The organism is Enterococcus sp. DIV1726a (assembly GCF_051710985.1).
GTDB classification, from domain to species: Bacteria; Bacillota; Bacilli; order Lactobacillales; family Enterococcaceae; genus Enterococcus_B; species Enterococcus_B hirae.
This window is the reverse complement of record NZ_JBIOLS010000001.1, coordinates 602493-620819: the sequence shown is the minus strand read 5'-3', so window position 1 is coordinate 620819 and position 18327 is coordinate 602493. Positions and strand designations below refer to the sequence as shown.

Here is an 18327-nt window from a genome sequence, read left to right as displayed (position 1 = left end):
CTTTTCTCTTATAAAATAATTTGTTCGCCACGTTTTGGCAAAATTCTTTCTCCATAAGGATTGACTAATTTCTCGGGTTTTAACGTATGGATCGGCACTAACACTTTTGGTTGTATCTTGTCGATGATTTCAGCTAAATCAGCTGGAAATGCGTGTCCAGACAGCGATAATCGAACAAATTCAACTTGCTTTTCAGCTAAAATCTTTAAAAAGACAGCATATTGTGGATCAAAATCTCCCAATGGTTGGGCATCACTATGAATGTATAAACCTCCTCCTTGCAAGTTTTCTATATTATCAACGACTTGCCAAACAAAAGTTGTTTCATCGTTGCGTAAAACTTCGTAGGGATATTCTAATTCTGACTGAAGAATCGGAATGACTGGACTATCCGTTAAATAGTAATAGGGCACATCCATTCCTAGAACTTCTTTCATTAATGCAGCCATATTCGCTTCTAAAACCATCGTTCGCGGGGATTGTTTCACCAGCATTTCAAAGCGTTTAAGGTTTGCTGGGTACCCATTGAAAGTAATTTGACGATTAGGATATTGATCGACCAGTTCACAAAAGCGCTGAACTAGCTCTTCTTCCGTAGCAATTGGCGTTTGTTCGCTTATTTCTCGGTCAGGAAAACTGATGCTGACGCCTTCCATCATCAATAAGTCAGTCTGAAATGATTTTTGACAAAACGTTTCTGTCATTTGCCGGTCATATCCATGAAGACGCAAGTCACCAGTGTAAGTCAAGAATTGATCAGGCGTTTTGATTAGTAAAGCAGCTGCACCATACGCATCATGATCGACTGGTAGAATCTCCACACTGATTTCTCCGATCTGGACAGTTTCATAAGGAGATAATCCATTCATTTCACGTATAAACCCTTCTTTTTCAAAAGGAGAAGGAATCAAGAAATCGTTGTTTCGATGAAGGGAATGTAAGATTTGCTTCGTTTCATTTAAAGTGTATAAAGGAATTGCTGGATCAAGATAATTGATCATTTTTGAATGATCCAAATGAGCGTGAGATAAGAAAACGGCTGTATGCTGATACGGCTCTCTTTCTCCTGCTTGTATGTGCTGTACTTGATCAAACAGCCTTGGATCATATAATCCATTCAAGTCAGGAATCAATCGATGTTCAAGCAATGTATTTAAAGATTCATCAGCTAAGTCTAATTCTGGACGGTACTCTGTGCCAAAATCAAAAAAGATGTGTGAATCGCGGTAGGCAACTTCAATGATCGTTCCACCGATCGTTAAGATTCCGCTATGGAAAGTAATCACTGTTTTATCCTTTGATTCCATTTTTCGCCACTCCTCGTATAATTTCTTTTCTAAAAATCAAATAAATAATCAAAATCGGGATAACTGTTAACGTCGCCGCCGCCATTTGTAAATGAACGTCACTCCCACTTTCAGAGGTAAAAGCAGCTAAACCATTATTTAACAGGCGGAATTTTTTCTCGTTCGTCACAAGCAGTGGCCATAAAAATGAATTCCAACTTGAAATAAACGTCAAGATACCCACCGTGACTAGTGCTGGTTTAGACATCGGCACTAAAATTTTCCAAATATACTCTAGATCACTGGCACCATCGATTTTAGCTGCTTTATAAAAGGTACTGGAGATACTCTTTAAATACCCGTTCAAATAATAAATATAAAAAATACTGGTCAAGAAAGGAATGATCAATGCACTATAGCTGTTTAGTAATCCCATTCGTGAAATCGTATTATAATTCGTAAAAATAATGGACTCATAAGGAACCATTAGTAATGAGATCATGATCCCGATAATCAATTTTTTAAAACGAAATTCCAGACTTGTTAACGCAAAAGCCGCTAAAACAGATGTGATGACTGTAGCGATCGTAGTTACTAACGAAACAAAGACGGTATTGAAGAAATAACGTAAAAATGGTGCTTTTTCAAATACCTCCGTATAATTTCCCCATTGAAATGATGTTGGCAGTAAGGTTGGCGGAATACTCGTTGCCTCACTATATGTCATCAACCCAGCTAAAATCATATAAATAAATGGAAAAATCGTTACGATCCCTAAAATTCCGATAAATAGCAATGAGAGTCCTGTAACAACTTTTTTCATCCTCTTCTCCCTACTTTCTTCAACAATTTATTTTGAATAAATGTGATCAGTAAAATGACGAGGAACAAAATGACCGTCGCCGCCATAGCGATCCCTGGTCGACCAGCGATGTGGAATTTATCGTAAATATAAAAGACCGCTGTCGTAGCACTTTTGGCGATCCCTGGCTGCCCACCAAACAAAGCATAGACTTGAGTATAGACTTTAAACGCTCCGATGATATTGACAGTCAACAAGAAGGTGATCGTTGGGATCAATTGAGGAAACGTGATCCGACTAAAAATCTCCCAAGCATCTGCTCCAAACATTCGAGCAATTTTATAATGCTCTTCGTCAATATTTCTTAAACCAGCCAATAAGATAATGATATTGAATGCGAGACTGGTCCAAACCCCAAAGATAATCAACGTTGTCATACTCATCGAAACATTATCTAACCAATTGATTGATTCAAATCCTAAAAAATTCAGCAAATAATTAATGAGCCCATAGGACCCGTTGAAAAAATAGCGAAAGACGATCCCGATAGCAATCGTACTTGTCACATAAGGCATGAAAAAAATCGTTTCAAAAAAAGTCTTATGTTTCACTTTTTCAAAGATCACCCAAGCAATTCCCAGTGAAAGGAGCAATGAAATAGGAACAACTGTAAAAGCAAACAATGCGGTGTTTCTTAATGCTTTGATAAAGACTGGGTCTGACAACACACGCTGATAATTCTCAATTCCTGCAAATTGTTGATTGATTAAGGAGCCTTTTTGAAAGCTCATCGCTAGTGAACGGAACAACGGATAGATACTGAACAAAACAATAATAACCAATGATGGCAGTAAGAAGAACCAAGCTTTCGGTTGATTTTCTGGATCATATGCTTTTTTGAACATTAGTACACCCGCTCCCCTTCTTCATCGAAAAGAAACATTTTATGGTACTGAAAATCAAAAGAGAGTGCCGTATCTTCCTCGATGAGCTTTTCAATACTAACGATCGATTTCAGACGTTTCGCAGCGAGCGAAAAATTCAAAATCTGTTCACGTCCGATCAATTCAACTCCAGAAACTTGTACTTCGAACAATCCGTTAGTCGTTGGAAAAACGTCTTCTGGTCGAATCCCTAAGATATATTTTCCATCCACTAATGGTTTTCTTAATTGAGCGGATTCCAGTTTCGTCAGAGGAATTTGAAAATCCGTATGGCTGATTTTCCCTTCACGAACATTGACCTCGACCGGTAACGTATTGATGATCGGATTACCGATAAAATTAGCAACAAACAGATTAGCCGGGTCTAAGTATAAATTTTGCGGAATATCATTTTGTTGAATCACACCTTCATTCAGTAAAATGATTTTGTCACTAATCGAAAGTGCTTCTTCTTGATCATGCGTCACAAAAATCGTAGTGATTCCAACTTCTTTTACCAAACGACGGATTTCTTCTCGTATCTTTAATCGCAAGCGTGCATCCAAATTACTTAAGGGCTCGTCTAATAATAAAACTTCTGGTTTCTGGACTAAGGCTCGTGTAATAGCCACACGTTGTTGTTGTCCACCTGATAAAGTCCCTGGTTTTTTATCTTGGAGTTCTTCGATATTCGTTAGTTTCATATATTCCTGTGATATTTTTTTAGCTTCTGCTTTTTTGATTTTATTTTCGCCAACCGTCAATGGAAACATAATATTCTCAACCACAGTCATATGCGGGTATAAAGCATAATTTTGAAATACAAAACCAATATTCCGATCTTTCGGTTCCGTTCGTACCACCGACTCTCCACTAAAACGAATGTCCCCATGACTAGGGCTTAATAACCCCGCAATCAAATTCAAAATCGTTGATTTTCCACAACCACTAGGGCCCAGCAAACAAACCAAATCCCCTTTTTCGATTTGAAAATCAACAGACTTCAGTGCTTCAAACCCATTATCGAATACTTTCTTCAGATTGATAACCTCAATCATTTTTCATAGCCCCTCACGTAATAAAATTTCTTTTTACAGGTGTTAATAATTTCTACCTTATAATCAATGCTAACGCTTCTATGTGTAGATTGATTTAATTCTGTGTAAATATCTTGAAAAGAAAACCATCTGCTCACACTTCCTCCAAAAAAGATAACGTTCGTATTTTAATCATATAGAAACGGTTACAATTGATAAAAACTAAAAAAATCACTTAAAAAGCATACTTACTTTATAAAGATATCAAATAACATTCTTTATTTATATACATTCAAAAGCGTTTTCATTGTATTCTAATTTTTCAAACAAACAAAAATATTCCTCTTGACCGTTTATTAAACGGAGCAAGAGGAACGTTGACTTTTTTATATTGTAAATTGGTTGGTATCAGATAGTTTTTTAAACCAGTGACCAGATTTTTTGATTGTCCGTTTACCATCATTCGCTAAATCAACGGAAATAAATCCATAACGATTTTTGTAAGCATTGGTCCACGACCAGTTATCCATACACGTCCACATATGATACCCCAAGCAATTAGCACCTTCTTCGATTGCTTGGTGAACATATTTTAGATGTTCTTGGACAAATTCAATGCGATAATCATCGTGGATCATCCCATCTTCTTCGATAAAACGTGCTTCATTTTCAACACCCATACCGTTTTCAGAAATGAAACAGTCAATATTACCATAATGGTCTCGAACATTGATTAAGATATCATAAATTCCCTTTTCATAAATTTCCCAACCACGATAAGGATTCATTTTACGATTTGGCATTTCATAATTATCAAAATAATCTTCTGGCATTGGTCCATTTTCATGATCAATCGGAGTTTCTTTCGCTTTGACTCTTCTTGGTTGGTAATAATTGATTCCTAATAAGTCAATGGTATTTTCTTTAATGATCGCTAAGTCATCTTCTTGCATCGCTGGTACCATGTCTAATTCTTTCACAATGGCGATCAATTCTGGTGGGAACTCACCTTTAACTGCTGGATCAAGAAACGAACGATTAAAAAAGGCATCAGCTAATTTAGCTGCTTTGACATCTTCTGGGTTGTTTTCATCCCGAGGATAGCTTGGTGTTAGATTCAAAATGATTCCGATTGAGCCATCTAATGCCATGGAATGATATGCTTTGACGGCTAATGCAGAAGCCAGCGCTTCATGATAGCCTACTTGGATCGCCTTTTTCATATCGGACTCTTCCGGATAATGCCAACGGTAAAGATACCCAGCTTCAACTGGCACGATTGGCTCATTATGGGTAAACCATTTTTTGATTTTCGTCCCAAATGATTCAAAACAAATCTTAGCATACCTTTCATACGCTTCAACCGTTTCCCGATTGAGCCATCCGCCTTTTTCTTGCAAAGGCATCGGCATATCAAAATGATATAAATTCACAAATGGTTCAATGCCATTAGCGATCAATTCATCGAAATACGCATGGTAAAAATCAACAGCTTGTTGATTCACTTCGCCAGTCCCTTCAGGAATCAGGCGACTCCATTGGATCGAAGTACGAAAACTATTGTGTCCAGTTTGTTTCATTAATTGAACGTCTTCTTTATACTTCGTGTACACTTGTGATGTCTTTTCAGGACCTACTTGATTAAAGAACTTTTCTGGTTCTTGGCTAAACCAATAATCAAAAATATTCTCTCCTTTACCATCGCCAGCAACACGACCTTCTGTTTGCGGGCCACTTGCGGCTGATCCCCACCAAAAATTACTTGGAAATTGATAATTTGTCATCCACTCACACCTTCTATTAAAGAGTTCAGTTTATTTGCTAAATAATACTTGTTCCCTACTCAATATAGCAAACGTTTACACCAGTTACAAGTTAATTTAGCAAACGTTTTATTTAGTTGAAACGACTCGTACACCCCTACTTCATTTGCTGTACTGAGCAAACCAGTCCTTTTGAAGGGGAGTTGACATCTGTAAAGAAATGAGATTGAATAGAAGAGACATAAATACCTTTTTTCAATGGAATAGACAAAAGCTAGTATTCCTAAATCTTATAATAGAAGCTATACTAATTTATTAGTCACAGTAAACGCAACGACAGAAACCCAGCCAACTTGGTTGACTAGAGGATTCACACCGTTTGTAGTTAAAGCTGTATCATACAATGGAGGAAATATTTTGAAGAAATTAGTCATCATGGTTCTTTCGCTTGTCAGCTGTTTTACTTTATCAGGATGCAGCCTATTCGGTGGATCTGGTAATTCAGCAGACCAAACGACAGATTCATCGACTCTACAAGCTGAAAAAGAGGATATCAGTAACAGTAACTATTCATTAAAAGTCCGCAAAGACATGAATTTAGTCAGTGGGCAAATCATTTTTAGCGATCATAAAATGGAATGGACACGTACCTATACAGGAACTGAAAAAGATACCGCAAGTACTTCTCAAGAAAAAACAGTACTCAATGATATCAAGATCAAGACCGAAGCAGACACTTATACCATCTCTGGTAAAGAAGATGGTAAAGAAGTATCCGTTACCTTCAAAAAGATCGGAAACTACCGAATCGAAGATCAGGACGGAAATATTTATAGTTTGTAAAAGACCTAAAAAGACCGACTTGACCTGATCAGTAAAGAAAAAACTTTTAGAACAGCTTTTATTTTTGAAAAAACTTGCAACTGTTCTGGCTGTTTTCTTGTCACTTCGTACAAAAAAACGAGAGCTGACATCGCTCACTCGCTAGGAATTAACCGGAATTAAGAGAAATTGTTAATTTCTCTTAATTTTTTTGTTTCTGCCATTTCTTTCTGGTATATTGGGTAAGCACAATGTGATAAAGGAGAAAAAAATGAGTATATTTGATAGTCATGATTATTGTACTTGTACAACCAGTAAAAATATTCATACCGAATTTAGTGATCAAGGAAGCTTAAGTATTTGCGATCACTGTCATAAAACTGTAAAAGATTCATTTAAGTCATTTGAATCCTATACGAAAGAAAGACATGCGGATGTTTTAACTGTTAAATAAAGTCTCGGCCTTATTTTGTATAAGTATGGCAGGATACCAATAGGTCAAAAGATTTGAAGAGGTCAAAAGACATGTTCAAATCTTTTGACCTATTTTTTACTATCTTCTTCACTTAGCCAAAAACAAGCTGGAAAACCGCCAAATCGTTTCAACTATCTTGGAGGTTTTCCAGCTTGTTTCTTAAAATGAACGATGTCATCATCTTTTTAAAATGGAACATTATGACTGTTTACTGACCCAGTCCTTGTCCTTTTGCATGTTGATTCTCAGTAAAGTATTTCCCTGCCTCTACATCGCTTAATTCTGCTAATTTTTGTTGGATTTGTTCAATGACCTCTTTTGCATGTTCTGGCTTTTCAACAAAATCGAAGCGGTCACCATCGATTTGAATCTTCGGACAAACATCAAAATCTTCATACCATTGATCATACCGTTGGTTTAAAGAGCGATAATAGTCATAAAGTGTCTCATCACTTTCCAGCTGTTCATAATCACGACCCCGTTTTTTGATGCGATCCAACATTGTATCCAAGGACACTTTGATATGAACCATCAAGTCTGGACGTTTCTTAGGAGCAACATCGTCTAACTCGTTAAGCATCGTATCCAATAAATTATCATATTGTTGCACTTCAATATCGGTCACTCGACCTAGATCTGCATTTAAATGAAATAGCAGGCTATCTTCATAGATCGAACGGTCTAACACGTTATCATCATCCACTAAAGCATTTTTCATCGCTAAAAATCGTTTATTCAAAAAGAAAATTTGCAATAAAAAAGCATACTGTTCCGGATTTGAATAAAAAAGTGGTAACACTTCATTATCCTCAACACTTTCATAAAATGGTTTTGAGTCGATTTCTTTCGCAAGCATATCTGTCAAACTGCTTTTTCCTGCACCAATCGTTCCTGAAATTAATATCACTGACATGCAATCCTTCCTCTTTCTATTTCTATAAGTACTCGCCTACGTATTTCGTTACTGGTAATGTTTTAAAATCGTAGTCACGTACTTCGTCAACTGTTTTTAAATAAGTATGCAAACTTTGAGTAATCATCAAATTAGTTGGAACAGTCTCTTCTTGGAAAACAATCATTGGTTTTTTCATCATTGTCGCTGCCCCTAATTCATAAGCTGTCCCTGGATCAATGATTTGATGTTCATAATCTAAAATAGCTACTACGTAATCAGCTGCTGTTAGTTCTGCCATATCTTTTTCATAAACTTCTTGTGCCCAACCTGCACTAAACATTTCATAATTACTTTCTTGATGATGTCTTGGCGAATAAAAACCAGTCACCGTTGGATTTTCTTCCAATGCTTTTTCGATACGAGCAACACGCTCGACTTGCTCCTCTGAAAAGAATGGACCTGCTAAATAAATTTGACTCATTAATTTGCCTCCTCTATTAATAGTTGTGTTTCACTTACTTCTGCGCGTAATAAATCGACTAGTTCTAATGGGTTATTTGAAAAAAAGACGTAATCCAGCCATTTGGCATCCATAAATTCTTCTTTGGCAAACGTTTCTAATAACGTCTTTAAACCTTCATAATATCCTCCGATATCTAAAATACCAATTGGTTTCTTCGCTGTTAAATCAATGGCCATCCAAGATAAAAGTTGAGAAAACTCTTCTAAGGTTCCCAATCCTCCAGGAAAGATCAAAACAGCATCTCCTTGTTCAAATAACAATACTTTTCGTTCGTCGATTGTCTCGGTAGGAATAAAAGTTGTTACATTTGTATTCGGTAACTCAGAATCAAAAAGCCCTGTTGGATAGATACCAGTGACTTTCCCATTGTTTTCTAGTAAAGTCTGACTGAAAACTCCCATGATACCCGATTCTGATCCACCATAAACCAGCTCAATCTCTTCTTGAGCCATATATTTTCCTAACGTTTGGGCAATAAATTTATAGCTTTCTTTATTACCAAAACGGGAGCCACAAAAAACTGTTAGTTTCAAAAAAACACATCCCAACTCAAAAGTCTAACTTCATTTTACACTTGTTTTTTTAAAATAAAAGACTAGATTTTGTGATTTTTTAGTGGTATATAAGAAAACAAACACTATATCTAGTGTTTGTCGGCGAATATTTTTTTAATCTTTTTTATTTTAAAAAAATATTAAATAACATAAACATTTGAATTTGAAACGACTTTCTTAATTAAGAAAGCTTGCTTTCATCGTGTTCTGACAATAACATTCACTCATTTAACGAGAATCTAGCATCATTCTTTTCTCGCAAAAAATTTGATAAAATAATTGTTATGTTTCATTATCTGTAAATGTTTCGCTAAAAATTTTATGTATATGAACTCCCCAATCAAATGCTTTCTTGAATTGTTCTATTTTCTGATATTCATCACATTTTGACAACCAATAAGAAAGACCAACTTTTTATCTAATAGCAAAAAAATAAGCCAATACTTGAAAGAGAATCTACATTCCTTCAATATATCGGTTTTATCTCATGGTACGACGGCTCACTCAATTATTGTTCTGATCTTGAAAAACGATAGAAACAGCCAAATGCTTTTATTCTAAAACATGTGCTTTTTTATGTTCCTTGAAAAAGCCAAAACCAACATTGACACACTTTACTCGCCCAAGTAAACTCTCCCCTATTTGTTGCACTTGCTATCTTCATTTTACTCGTTATCCTCAGGTGTATGTTTTTGGATAAAAAAATGGACTGGACACATCGTATCCAATCCATTTATGGCACAGTAAATAAAACACATGTAATTCATCTATTTTTCTCATCAAAAAAGGTAGATTTCTCCTTTAAGATTCGATACAATAAACGAAGTTGATGGTTTCCATTGACTATGGCAAACTTGATTGGTCAATGTGGTTGACTTTTTCAAGACCTCTGTTTCTGGCTGCCACTAGAAATGGAGGTGCCTTTTTTTATTCGGCTGTTTCTATCTGTTCCTTATAATACTGATCGCTTACGTGGTAGTCAAGAGAAAACGAAAACCTACAAAAAACTGTACTGTTTTTCTCCCAGATTTTTGTCAAAAATATTTCTCCTTCTTTTAGACCCTAAAACAACAGAGAAAGTTAGCGATCTAAAACGACCGCTACAGTTGTAACTCTATCCAATCATTTCTGGATTTTTACCATCAGCTTATTCAACTCTTGGCTGATCCGCTATCTACTAAAAGCTAACTTTTAATATTTCAGACGATGTCAAAAAGTCTCGAAACACTGATTCCCGTTTCAAGACTTTCTTAACACTCCGTTGCATTTTATTTCGTCCATTCATCACAAGACTATTTCTTAGCGAATCAAATCGACATCTGGCGCATCTAGTAATTGTTGAACCTGTTTTCTAGTTGTGAGCGGAACATCTCCTTGGATTGCATGAGCCAAACGAGCATTTCCTGTTGCAAACTCGACGGTTCTAGTCAATGACCAGTTTTCCGCATATCCTAATAATATCCCAGCCGCAAAAGCATCCCCTGCACCAATTCGGTCTAAAACAAATAACTCGTAAAAAGGTGTTTCAACGTCTTCTGTGACGGTGATCAAATATCCTTTTAATTGTTTTCTTCCTTCATGGCTGGTTCGTTTCGTACCAGCAAACCATTCGATGTCATAATAAGCTAAAAAGGATTGGATATAGGCGATAGGATTTTTCGTTGAATCGCTTGTTCGCCATTCTAATAATTCCGTCAAATCACGGATCGAGCCAAATAAAATCGTACAATAAGGTAAAATTTCCTCATAGCGTTGTTTCAAGATGTTTCTTTGATCTTGTTCCTGGTTCAATGTTGGCCGAAAGTTGAAATCAAAACATACTTTTTTTCCCTGAGCATGAGCTTTCTTGGCAAGAGAAATCGCCGTTTCAGCACATTGATCAGACAAACTCAAACTGATCCCGCAAATATGCACAAGATCTACTGTTTCAATAAACGCCTGTAATTCATAGTCATTTTCTTGAGACAATCCAAAAGAACTATGTTTTCGATTTTGGTAAGTAACTTCAGTAGGTCGAACACCATACCCCATTTCTGCGAAATAGGTACCGATATGTTGTTCTTGTTGGATTACATACTTCGTTTCAACACCGATACTTTTTAAGTTAGCTAACGCAGCACTGCCTAAGCGATTATCGGGCAGAGCCGTCAATAGATAACTCTCCATATCAAAATGGGCTAGATTACCAACTAGATTCACACCTGTTCCGGTATATGCCAGTCTTAGTGTATGGGTTTGTTCTAGCATCAAGTGTTCTGGAGGTGTCAATCGCAACATCACTTCTCCAAATGCCCCAAATTTCATTTTCTCACCTTTTTTCATCTTAGCTGACAACTTTTTTCATGATTTGTAGTAATGTCCGGACATCCTCTGGCTTCGTATTGCCCGTTTCAGGGTCAATAATCGAGCTGTAGACATGGGGAATAATCTTTTTCACCTTGGCATCGACAGCGATTTGAAGGATCTCTTCAAAGTTGGTTAAATCAATTCCTCCTGTTGGTTCTAATGCAAAATCATAAGTGGCACAAGCTTGCGCTACCGCCTCATACTCTTTTTGATGTGCTAATCCTTTCATTGGAAAATACTTGATTGATGTTCCTCCCATATCTTGCAGTAAGCGAATCGCTGTTTCAATCGTGACTACGCCTGCTGTACCTTGAGAACTTAAAGGACCGGTTGCAATATTGACATACCCTTCTTTACCTGTTGGTGAAACTAATCCATTGACCACTGTTTCATTTTGACCTAACACAGCTCGTGAAGCACCCACTCCAGTAAATACTTGGTTCACATGTTGTGGTTGCAAGACTTTTGCCAAACGAGTCACCATTTGACTCTGGTTTGGATCACCTGCTCCCAAGCCAACTGATAGCGCATTATTCGTTGCTGCTTGATACTTTTTCATGTCAGTAATAGCTGCTTCGTCTGTTTCATAGTTTTTTGAAAGCACCCCTAACAAAATATGTCCTTCAGCTGCTTCATAACACTCCACTGCATTTTCAACAGAATTAGCTAAAACATTCAAACAAACTTGATCGTGTAAATAGTTAGGAATTCGTGACATTTTTTTCTCTCCTTTTTCACTCAAGATAATTTTGTTTCATTCATGATTTCTTGCAGGCGAATAATGATTTTTTTCATTTCTTCTTGATTGACCGAACGTATGTCAAATTCAATGATACCATGATTCGCTTGATAATCTCGTGTATAGACTGCTGGATTTTTTTCTTTTAGTGCCTGAATAACTGAATGTGCAGAACGATCACTGATTTTAACACTCGCTCGATAAATCTCTCGACCAGCTGGATCTTGAACAATAGTTGCTGACAAATGATCAATGTGATTCAACTCTTCAACAAATGGTTGTAAACGGCGCTTCATTGACTCACCAGATTCACTGCCATGTTCAAGATAATCGGTGACCGCTTGGGTAAATCCTAAAATATTCTCTTTACCGATTTTCATCGAACGACCGATCCCTTTTGATTGTAATCGCACCCATGGTATATAAGGATTCTTTCCAATCACCATTCCTGCACTTGGACCTTCGATCGCCTTTGCACCCGAATAGATCACTAGGTCCGCTCCTAGTTTAGTGTATTTGAATAAATCCTCTTCTGCTGCTGCATCAACAATCAACGGGATTTCATGTTTTTGAGCAACTGCTACTGCTTCTTCTACTGACAACATACTTTTTTGAACCGTATGGTGACTTTTGACATAAAGAATCGCTGCGGTATTTTCAGTGATACAGCTTTTAAGATGTTCAGAGCTACACATATTGGCATAACCTGCCTCGATTACTTGCCCCCCACCTTGTTGAATCATTAATTCAACGGATGTGCCGTAATCAACATTGTGTCCTTTGGGTAAAATAATTTCCTTTTTCTTGATAGTTGTTGAATAAGGATGATAAACATGAGTTAAACTTCCTTTGCCAATAACCGCTGCCACTGCTTGAACAATACCAGCAGAAGCACAAGAAACGATCTGAACATCCTCAACTGCTAAGAGATTCGCCAGATAAGCACCCGTTTTTTCACTCAGGTCTGACATTTCAAAAAAATGTTCGCCGCCAAAGCGTTGCGCTGCCAAAACAGATTCCGATACTTTGGAAACACCTAAAATCGTCATCCGGCCTGAAGCATTGATCACTTCTTTTAAATTGAATTTATCATAACTTACACTCATAACTCTTTCCCCCAATAACTACGCTAACTGGTTTGATTTGTTGATCGATCACTTGCTGTTGTCCATTCGAGTCAGTGATCGTCTTTTCTTGGTCAACAAATTCAAATATTGTAAAATCCGCATCAAAACCTACTTCTATCTGACCTTTCGTTCCTAAATGAAAATTTTTAGCCGGCACACAAGTTACCTTTTCTAAAATTTCTGACCAGGAATAGCCGATAAAATGCAATTTTTCCATCGTTGTCGCTAAATCGTAAACGGGGCCGTTCTTTCGATTACGAATATAGATATCCGTGCTAATAGAGTCCGCTTTGATTCCTTGGTCATAGGCTGCTTTTGCCACCTCAAAATTAAAACTGTCGGTGCCATGACCAATATCGAAAATCACCCCTTTGGCTAAGGCATCTTTGACAAACGGTTTAATCTGATGAGTTTCTTTCTCCATAATCCCGTTATCTTTCCCATTAAAACAATGGGTCAAGATATCGCCTTTTTCCAGGAGCTGCAAAATTTCTTCTAAATGTGGTGGGGCAGAGCCAATATGCACCATCAAAGGAATTTGATGATTCTCTTTTTGAATTTTTTTCGCCCATTCCAGCGGTGTCAATCCATTATTCCCAACCACGGTTTTGCTCATTCTGGCTTTGATTCCCACGATAAATTCTGGAAATTCAGTCAATTTTTCTTTGACCAAATTCGCTTGTATCTTGGATAAATCAGCTAATTCATCTTGTTCTACGATGCCCCACTTTGAAATATTCAACAAGGCATACACATTGGTTTTAGCTTTTTTTGCTCGTTCATAAAATTGATGGATATTTTCGGCACCTGTTGTTCCTGCATCGATAACTGTTGTTACCCCTTTACTCACACCAATCTGGTCTGGGTAATCATAATATAAAGTCATTTCCTCAAAACAATGGACATGGTCATCGATCCAGCCAGCAGAAAGATAGTGCCCTGGCTGCAACGTTTGTTCTGTTTTTCCTTTTTCTGGGATACTTGTTGCGATTTTCTGGATTTTTCCATCATTGATCCCAATATCCATTGTTTCGCCAGTTAATCTACGAGCATTTCTGATCACTAAATCGAACATCACAACGCCTACTTTTCTATAAATTTGAACTTCGACCATGGGTGGATAAAATCTAGTAAGAGATGTTCTTCTGGTACAATTGCACCAACTTTATTTTTCCTTGCATCCCGATGTGGTTCTAAAACAATTTGAAGTTCATTTTTGTATTTGCCAAATGTATCATTTCCAATGACTACATCACCAATTTGAAATTCATTTTCATTGTCATGGGCTTCATTTTTTGCATCTTTATATTTTTTTCGAACTTCAGTGGAACGAATAACCTGTTCAGTGATATCTCCTCGACGAACATGTTGTTCTCCTAGTACAATTTGTCGTTCTACTTCATGAGCAGCTGTCTGCCACTCGATCGTAAATACTGTTTGATAGCGATCCATTTCTCCTAACATACGCAGCTCTTCTTCAGATGCGTAGGCATTTCCAATAATGACATCATCGATCAACCCAGTAGCAAACAAATGTTTTGCTGCTACATGGACCGGTAAATGACGGTGCATCTCTAACGTAGTCAACCCATCATTGATATCCCAAGGTCCGATTGTTCCTACCTGAGAAGAGACAAAAGCAGCCGTTCGTAACCCTTGTTTTTTAAATCGTTGGCTGCAAGACTCAAAAAATCGGTAAGGTAAGCCTGTTCCTTCTTGAGGATAAAAATTATGACACCCATAGAGAAAGGGTTTATTTGCTTGATGAGACAAAATATTATCCAAATAAGCAACATCATTACTCATATTCAACTCAATCGCTAAATGATAAGGGTTATATGACAGCAAAGCTTCTTTTCCGCCGTCAAATCCTAAATCAAGACGGATTCCATCTGCACCAGTTTCGTGGAAAAAACTTAAGTCGTCATACGAAATGTCCAACTGTTCAAAAATGTTGGGAGCAACATCTAAAATCGTTTCAAATCCCAATTCTTTCGCAAAATGAATCAATTTTTGAAACTTTTGTTTTACAATCAGAGGATCTTCCGTTACTTCTAACATACTCATAAAAATACGGGTAAATCCATAACGTTGTGCTAATTGCAAATATTCTTGGTCTTTGATTGGATCACTATGATCTGGGTAAAGTGAAATCCCTAGTGCACGTTTCATAACCCTAACCTCCATTTTTTATTATGCTTGTTCCTCGGTAACGCCTGTCACCATTGGTGCTTCTTCTTCCGCTTGTTCTTCTGCTTCACGAGCCAGTTGTTGTTTTTCGAATACTTTGAAGAACGGATAATAAATAGCCAATGTGATCAGGAAGTTAGCAATAACTAACACGCCAGCTGCTACGCTCCAGTTTGTACTCATCCAAGCGGCGATTGGCGAAGGAATAGCAAATGGTAACCGAGCCGTCATCATTGGGATGAGACCACTAACCGTTAAGACATATGACAAAGTAGTCGTTACTAACGGTGCAAGAATGAACGGAATCCCTAATACTGGATTCATTACAATCGGTGCCCCGAAGATCATTGGTTCATTGATGTTGAATAGTCCTGGTAAAATCGATAATCGACCTAAACTCTTTAAATATTTTGATTTGGAGAACATGAATAAAACCACTAAAGCCAAGGTTGTTCCTGCGCCACCAATCCACACGTACCACTGTAAAAACTGTTCTGTAAAAATATTCGGCATATTATGAGCATTCGCACCAGCGTTGAAAGCATCAATGTTTTCAGCAATCGAAATATCCCAAAATGGGCGAATCACTGGTCCCATAATGGCTGGGCCATGAATCCCAAGAACCCAGAAAAAACAAATCAAAAAGACTGTTAATAAACCACCAAACAAACTATTCCCTGCAAGTATGCCTTTTAGCGGCATCAATAACTCACTTAAGAACCCATTCAGATCAAAACCAAGCATATGTCGGATCACCCAGAAGAAAATCAAAATCACCGCTCCAGGAATCAATGCAACAAAAGAGTTTGTCACTTCTGGTGGCACCCCATCAGGCATCTTGATTGTAATTTTCTTTTCAATGAAGAAACGATAAATCTCGACAGAAATAATTGCTGTAACAATGGCACCAAATAATGAACCTGATCCTAGATTCGCAATATTGATATAACGTCCTGCTGTGATTCCTTCCAAGTCTTCTAATACCTGTGTCGGTGGTGCTGCCACGATCAGAAAAGACATCAATGCTAATATACCAGCCGTCAAGGAATCAACTTTATAACTTTTTGCTAATGATGAAGCAATCCCAAATGTTGCGTATAATGCCAAAATCCCTATCGTATAACGAAAAGGAATATCCAAAATTTGCCGATAGGGTTCGATCACTGCTGCCACAGATTCAATCGGAATGTTTAGTAAAATCGTAAAAAATGAACCGACGATCGTTAGTGGCATCGTTGCAATAATTCCTTTTCTAATTGCCGTCATGTGCCTCTGTGTTCCAATTCGGTTAGCTACTGGCATAATCTTTTGTTCAATCAATCCTACAAACTTATCCATTGCCGCTCTCTCCTTTTATAACATTATAATGTTTATCAAAGTGATCGTACCATATTATGCTAACTTTGTAAACGATTTCTATAAATAGTAAAAATTTTTCTACTCTCTAAGGAAGCTTATCCTAAAAATACACAATCCTTCCCCCATCACAAGAAACCACCTGCGAATATCTTGACCCATGTATCTGATGGCTTCTGCGGTAATAACAGCGAGCCTTATAAAATATGAAAAGCTATTTTCTGGCAAGCCTTTAACCTGAGGCTTTTACCTCCTGATAGACGGTGTTTAAAAGGTTGCTTCTGCGGTAATAACGAGCGTACTTACAAAATATGAAAAGCTATTTTCTGGTAAGCCTTTAACCTGAGGCTTTTACCTCCTGATAGACGGTGTTTAAAAGGTTGCTTCTGCGGTAATAACGAGCGTACTTACAAAATATGAAAAGCTATTTTCTAGTAAGCCTTTAACCTGAGGCTTTTACCTCCTGATAGACGGTGTTTGAACGATTGCTTCTGCGGTAATAACGGCGAGCCTTACAAAATATGAAAAGCTATTTTCTGGTAAGCCTTTAACCTGAGGCTTTTACCTCCTGATAGACGGTGTTTGAACGATTGCTTCTGCGGTAATAACGGCGAGCCTTACAAAATATGAAAAGCTATTTTCTAAGGCTCGCCGTTATTACTTGAAGCAGAACATCGTTCAAACAACCTTATGTTTCATAGTCTATATGATAAGGATGCAGATTGGTCTCGTAAATTGCTTCTGAATATTCGATTGTTTTCCCCAAGTGGGTCTTTGATTGTCGCGTTCTTTTAATCGCGATCTCTGAGGTAGTTTTTAAAATTTCCCGTTCATCCTTTGTTAGAAACACAGCGGAAAAATCATCGGCAAAGGAGTCGATGGCATAACCTTTTTGGGTCAATAAACGATATAAAGACTCTTCATCAAATACTTTGCGCTTGATTTCTAACAAATCACTTGGCAGATAATGCGTAAAGTAAATATAAGGACGGTCGTTTAAGTAGTATAATCGCTTAAAACAGACAGCCGTTGAACCAAAAGAGGCAAATAATGGGTGATCTTTTTTTAAAGTGATTTTCTTTAATTCCAACGTTTCTTTGTGAACTGTATGTTGTGAGTTTTCTAGAATCTGTGTAAAACTTGCCGCTTTTGACAAACGATTGTATGGACGATTACTTACTACCGTCGTCCCTCGTCCGCTTTTCTTTTCGACATATTCATCTGTTGCTAATAATTCAATGGCCTTACGAACCGTGATCTTACTTACTTGAAACATTTCTTCTAATTCATTTTCTGTAGGCAACATGGTGCCGACAGGATACTTTCCTGAAAAGATATCTTCTTTGATCTTGTCTGCAACTTCTAGGTATAGTACACGTGTCCTTTTCATAACTTCACCTTTCGATTTTATTACTAGAATCATAGCACATAAAAAATAAAAAAAGAATATAAACGCCATGGATTAGCTATGTTGGTGGATTGAGGATTG

Annotated in this window: 17 protein-coding genes; 2 read left to right on the top strand and 15 right to left on the bottom strand. The window is 37.3% G+C overall.

The window, feature by feature from the left end:
* Nucleotides 1–8: 8 nt before the first annotated feature.
* From IGJ27_RS02825 to IGJ27_RS02805, 5 genes are all read right to left on the bottom strand, one after another.
* Complete coding sequence (locus tag IGJ27_RS02825; protein WP_178306141.1) at nucleotides 9–1307, bottom strand: MBL fold metallo-hydrolase; 1299 nt, start codon at nucleotides 1305–1307, stop codon at nucleotides 9–11.
* A complete protein-coding gene (locus tag IGJ27_RS02820; protein WP_081127814.1) occupies nucleotides 1291–2109 on the bottom strand; it encodes a carbohydrate ABC transporter permease in 819 nt (272 codons plus the stop codon). The genes IGJ27_RS02825 and IGJ27_RS02820 overlap by 17 nt, the downstream gene beginning before the upstream one ends.
* Nucleotides 2106–2993 (bottom strand): carbohydrate ABC transporter permease, encoded by an 888-nt coding sequence (locus IGJ27_RS02815; protein WP_010719920.1) that lies wholly within the window; start codon nucleotides 2991–2993, stop codon nucleotides 2106–2108. Before IGJ27_RS02815 ends, IGJ27_RS02820 begins: the two co-directional genes overlap by 4 nt.
* Nucleotides 2993–4069 carry an ABC transporter ATP-binding protein gene (locus IGJ27_RS02810; RefSeq protein WP_178306142.1) on the bottom strand — a complete coding sequence of 359 codons (1077 nt, stop codon included), beginning with the start codon at nucleotides 4067–4069 and terminating at the stop codon, nucleotides 2993–2995. The genes IGJ27_RS02815 and IGJ27_RS02810 overlap by 1 nt, the downstream gene beginning before the upstream one ends.
* Nucleotides 4070–4434: 365 nt before the next feature.
* Entirely contained in the window at nucleotides 4435–5832 is a 1398-nt protein-coding gene (locus tag IGJ27_RS02805; protein WP_178306143.1) for a glycoside hydrolase family 1 protein, read from the bottom strand.
* Between the two features lie 396 nt (nucleotides 5833–6228).
* On the opposite strand from IGJ27_RS02805, the gene IGJ27_RS02800 reads away from it, so the two are divergent.
* Nucleotides 6229–6654, top strand: a complete 426-nt coding sequence (locus IGJ27_RS02800) for a hypothetical protein (RefSeq protein WP_010719923.1) — start codon at nucleotides 6229–6231, stop codon at nucleotides 6652–6654.
* A 250-nt stretch (nucleotides 6655–6904) separates the two neighbouring features.
* Nucleotides 6905–7087, top strand: coding sequence for a hypothetical protein (locus tag IGJ27_RS02795; RefSeq protein ID WP_010719924.1), 183 nt, complete (start codon nucleotides 6905–6907; stop codon nucleotides 7085–7087).
* A gap of 229 nt (nucleotides 7088–7316) precedes the next feature.
* On the opposite strand, the gene IGJ27_RS02790 is transcribed toward IGJ27_RS02795, so the two are convergent.
* The 10 genes from IGJ27_RS02790 to IGJ27_RS02745 form a co-directional block, all read right to left on the bottom strand.
* Complete coding sequence (locus tag IGJ27_RS02790; RefSeq protein ID WP_010719925.1) at nucleotides 7317–8021, bottom strand: deoxynucleoside kinase; 705 nt, start codon at nucleotides 8019–8021, stop codon at nucleotides 7317–7319.
* 22 nt (nucleotides 8022–8043) lie between these two features.
* Nucleotides 8044–8484, bottom strand: a complete 441-nt coding sequence (locus IGJ27_RS02785) for a nucleoside 2-deoxyribosyltransferase (RefSeq protein ID WP_010719926.1) — start codon at nucleotides 8482–8484, stop codon at nucleotides 8044–8046.
* Nucleotides 8484–9059, bottom strand: coding sequence for a TIGR00730 family Rossman fold protein (locus IGJ27_RS02780; RefSeq protein WP_094940416.1), 576 nt, complete (start codon nucleotides 9057–9059; stop codon nucleotides 8484–8486). Before IGJ27_RS02780 ends, IGJ27_RS02785 begins: the two co-directional genes overlap by 1 nt.
* Nucleotides 9060–10379: 1320 nt before the next feature.
* Nucleotides 10380–11384 (bottom strand): sugar kinase, encoded by a 1005-nt coding sequence (locus IGJ27_RS02775; RefSeq protein ID WP_053765925.1) that lies wholly within the window; start codon nucleotides 11382–11384, stop codon nucleotides 10380–10382.
* Between the two features lie 19 nt (nucleotides 11385–11403).
* Nucleotides 11404–12144, bottom strand: coding sequence for a 2-dehydro-3-deoxy-phosphogluconate aldolase (dagF, locus tag IGJ27_RS02770; protein WP_178306144.1), 741 nt, complete (start codon nucleotides 12142–12144; stop codon nucleotides 11404–11406).
* Nucleotides 12145–12164: 20 nt separating this feature from the next.
* Nucleotides 12165–13271 (bottom strand): DgaE family pyridoxal phosphate-dependent ammonia lyase, encoded by a 1107-nt coding sequence (locus IGJ27_RS02765; protein ID WP_178306145.1) that lies wholly within the window; start codon nucleotides 13269–13271, stop codon nucleotides 12165–12167.
* Nucleotides 13255–14367, bottom strand: coding sequence for an amidohydrolase/deacetylase family metallohydrolase (locus IGJ27_RS02760; RefSeq protein ID WP_178306146.1), 1113 nt, complete (start codon nucleotides 14365–14367; stop codon nucleotides 13255–13257). Before IGJ27_RS02760 ends, IGJ27_RS02765 begins: the two co-directional genes overlap by 17 nt.
* 8 nt (nucleotides 14368–14375) lie before the next feature.
* Nucleotides 14376–15464, bottom strand: coding sequence for a DUF871 domain-containing protein (locus tag IGJ27_RS02755; protein WP_010719932.1), 1089 nt, complete (start codon nucleotides 15462–15464; stop codon nucleotides 14376–14378).
* Between the two features lie 21 nt (nucleotides 15465–15485).
* A complete protein-coding gene (locus IGJ27_RS02750) occupies nucleotides 15486–16820 on the bottom strand; it encodes a PTS sugar transporter subunit IIC (protein ID WP_161651947.1) in 1335 nt (444 codons plus the stop codon).
* 706 nt (nucleotides 16821–17526) lie between these two features.
* Nucleotides 17527–18228, bottom strand: a complete 702-nt coding sequence (locus tag IGJ27_RS02745; protein WP_010719934.1) for a GntR family transcriptional regulator — start codon at nucleotides 18226–18228, stop codon at nucleotides 17527–17529.
* Nucleotides 18229–18327 lie beyond the last annotated feature (99 nt).

Excerpts from the sequence above, each read along its gene's own strand:
- IGJ27_RS02825 (WP_178306141.1), bottom strand. The coding sequence starts at position 1,307 with ATGGAATCAAAGGATAAAACAGTGATTACTTTCCATAGCGGAATCTTA.
- IGJ27_RS02820 (WP_081127814.1), bottom strand. The coding sequence starts at position 2,109 with ATGAAAAAAGTTGTTACAGGACTCTCATTGCTATTTATCGGAATTTTA.
- IGJ27_RS02815 (WP_010719920.1), bottom strand. The coding sequence starts at position 2,993 with ATGTTCAAAAAAGCATATGATCCAGAAAATCAACCGAAAGCTTGGTTC.
- IGJ27_RS02810 (WP_178306142.1), bottom strand. The coding sequence starts at position 4,069 with ATGATTGAGGTTATCAATCTGAAGAAAGTATTCGATAATGGGTTTGAA.
- IGJ27_RS02805 (WP_178306143.1), bottom strand. The coding sequence starts at position 5,832 with ATGACAAATTATCAATTTCCAAGTAATTTTTGGTGGGGATCAGCCGCA.
- IGJ27_RS02795 (WP_010719924.1), top strand. The coding sequence starts at position 6,905 with ATGAGTATATTTGATAGTCATGATTATTGTACTTGTACAACCAGTAAA.
- IGJ27_RS02790 (WP_010719925.1), bottom strand. The coding sequence starts at position 8,021 with ATGTCAGTGATATTAATTTCAGGAACGATTGGTGCAGGAAAAAGCAGT.
- IGJ27_RS02785 (WP_010719926.1), bottom strand. The coding sequence starts at position 8,484 with ATGAGTCAAATTTATTTAGCAGGTCCATTCTTTTCAGAGGAGCAAGTC.
- IGJ27_RS02775 (WP_053765925.1), bottom strand. The coding sequence starts at position 11,384 with ATGAAATTTGGGGCATTTGGAGAAGTGATGTTGCGATTGACACCTCCA.
- dagF (WP_178306144.1), bottom strand. The coding sequence starts at position 12,144 with ATGTCACGAATTCCTAACTATTTACACGATCAAGTTTGTTTGAATGTT.
- IGJ27_RS02765 (WP_178306145.1), bottom strand. The coding sequence starts at position 13,271 with ATGAGTGTAAGTTATGATAAATTCAATTTAAAAGAAGTGATCAATGCT.
- IGJ27_RS02760 (WP_178306146.1), bottom strand. The coding sequence starts at position 14,367 with ATGTTCGATTTAGTGATCAGAAATGCTCGTAGATTAACTGGCGAAACA.
- IGJ27_RS02755 (WP_010719932.1), bottom strand. The coding sequence starts at position 15,464 with ATGAAACGTGCACTAGGGATTTCACTTTACCCAGATCATAGTGATCCA.
- IGJ27_RS02750 (WP_161651947.1), bottom strand. The coding sequence starts at position 16,820 with ATGGATAAGTTTGTAGGATTGATTGAACAAAAGATTATGCCAGTAGCT.
- IGJ27_RS02745 (WP_010719934.1), bottom strand. The coding sequence starts at position 18,228 with ATGAAAAGGACACGTGTACTATACCTAGAAGTTGCAGACAAGATCAAA.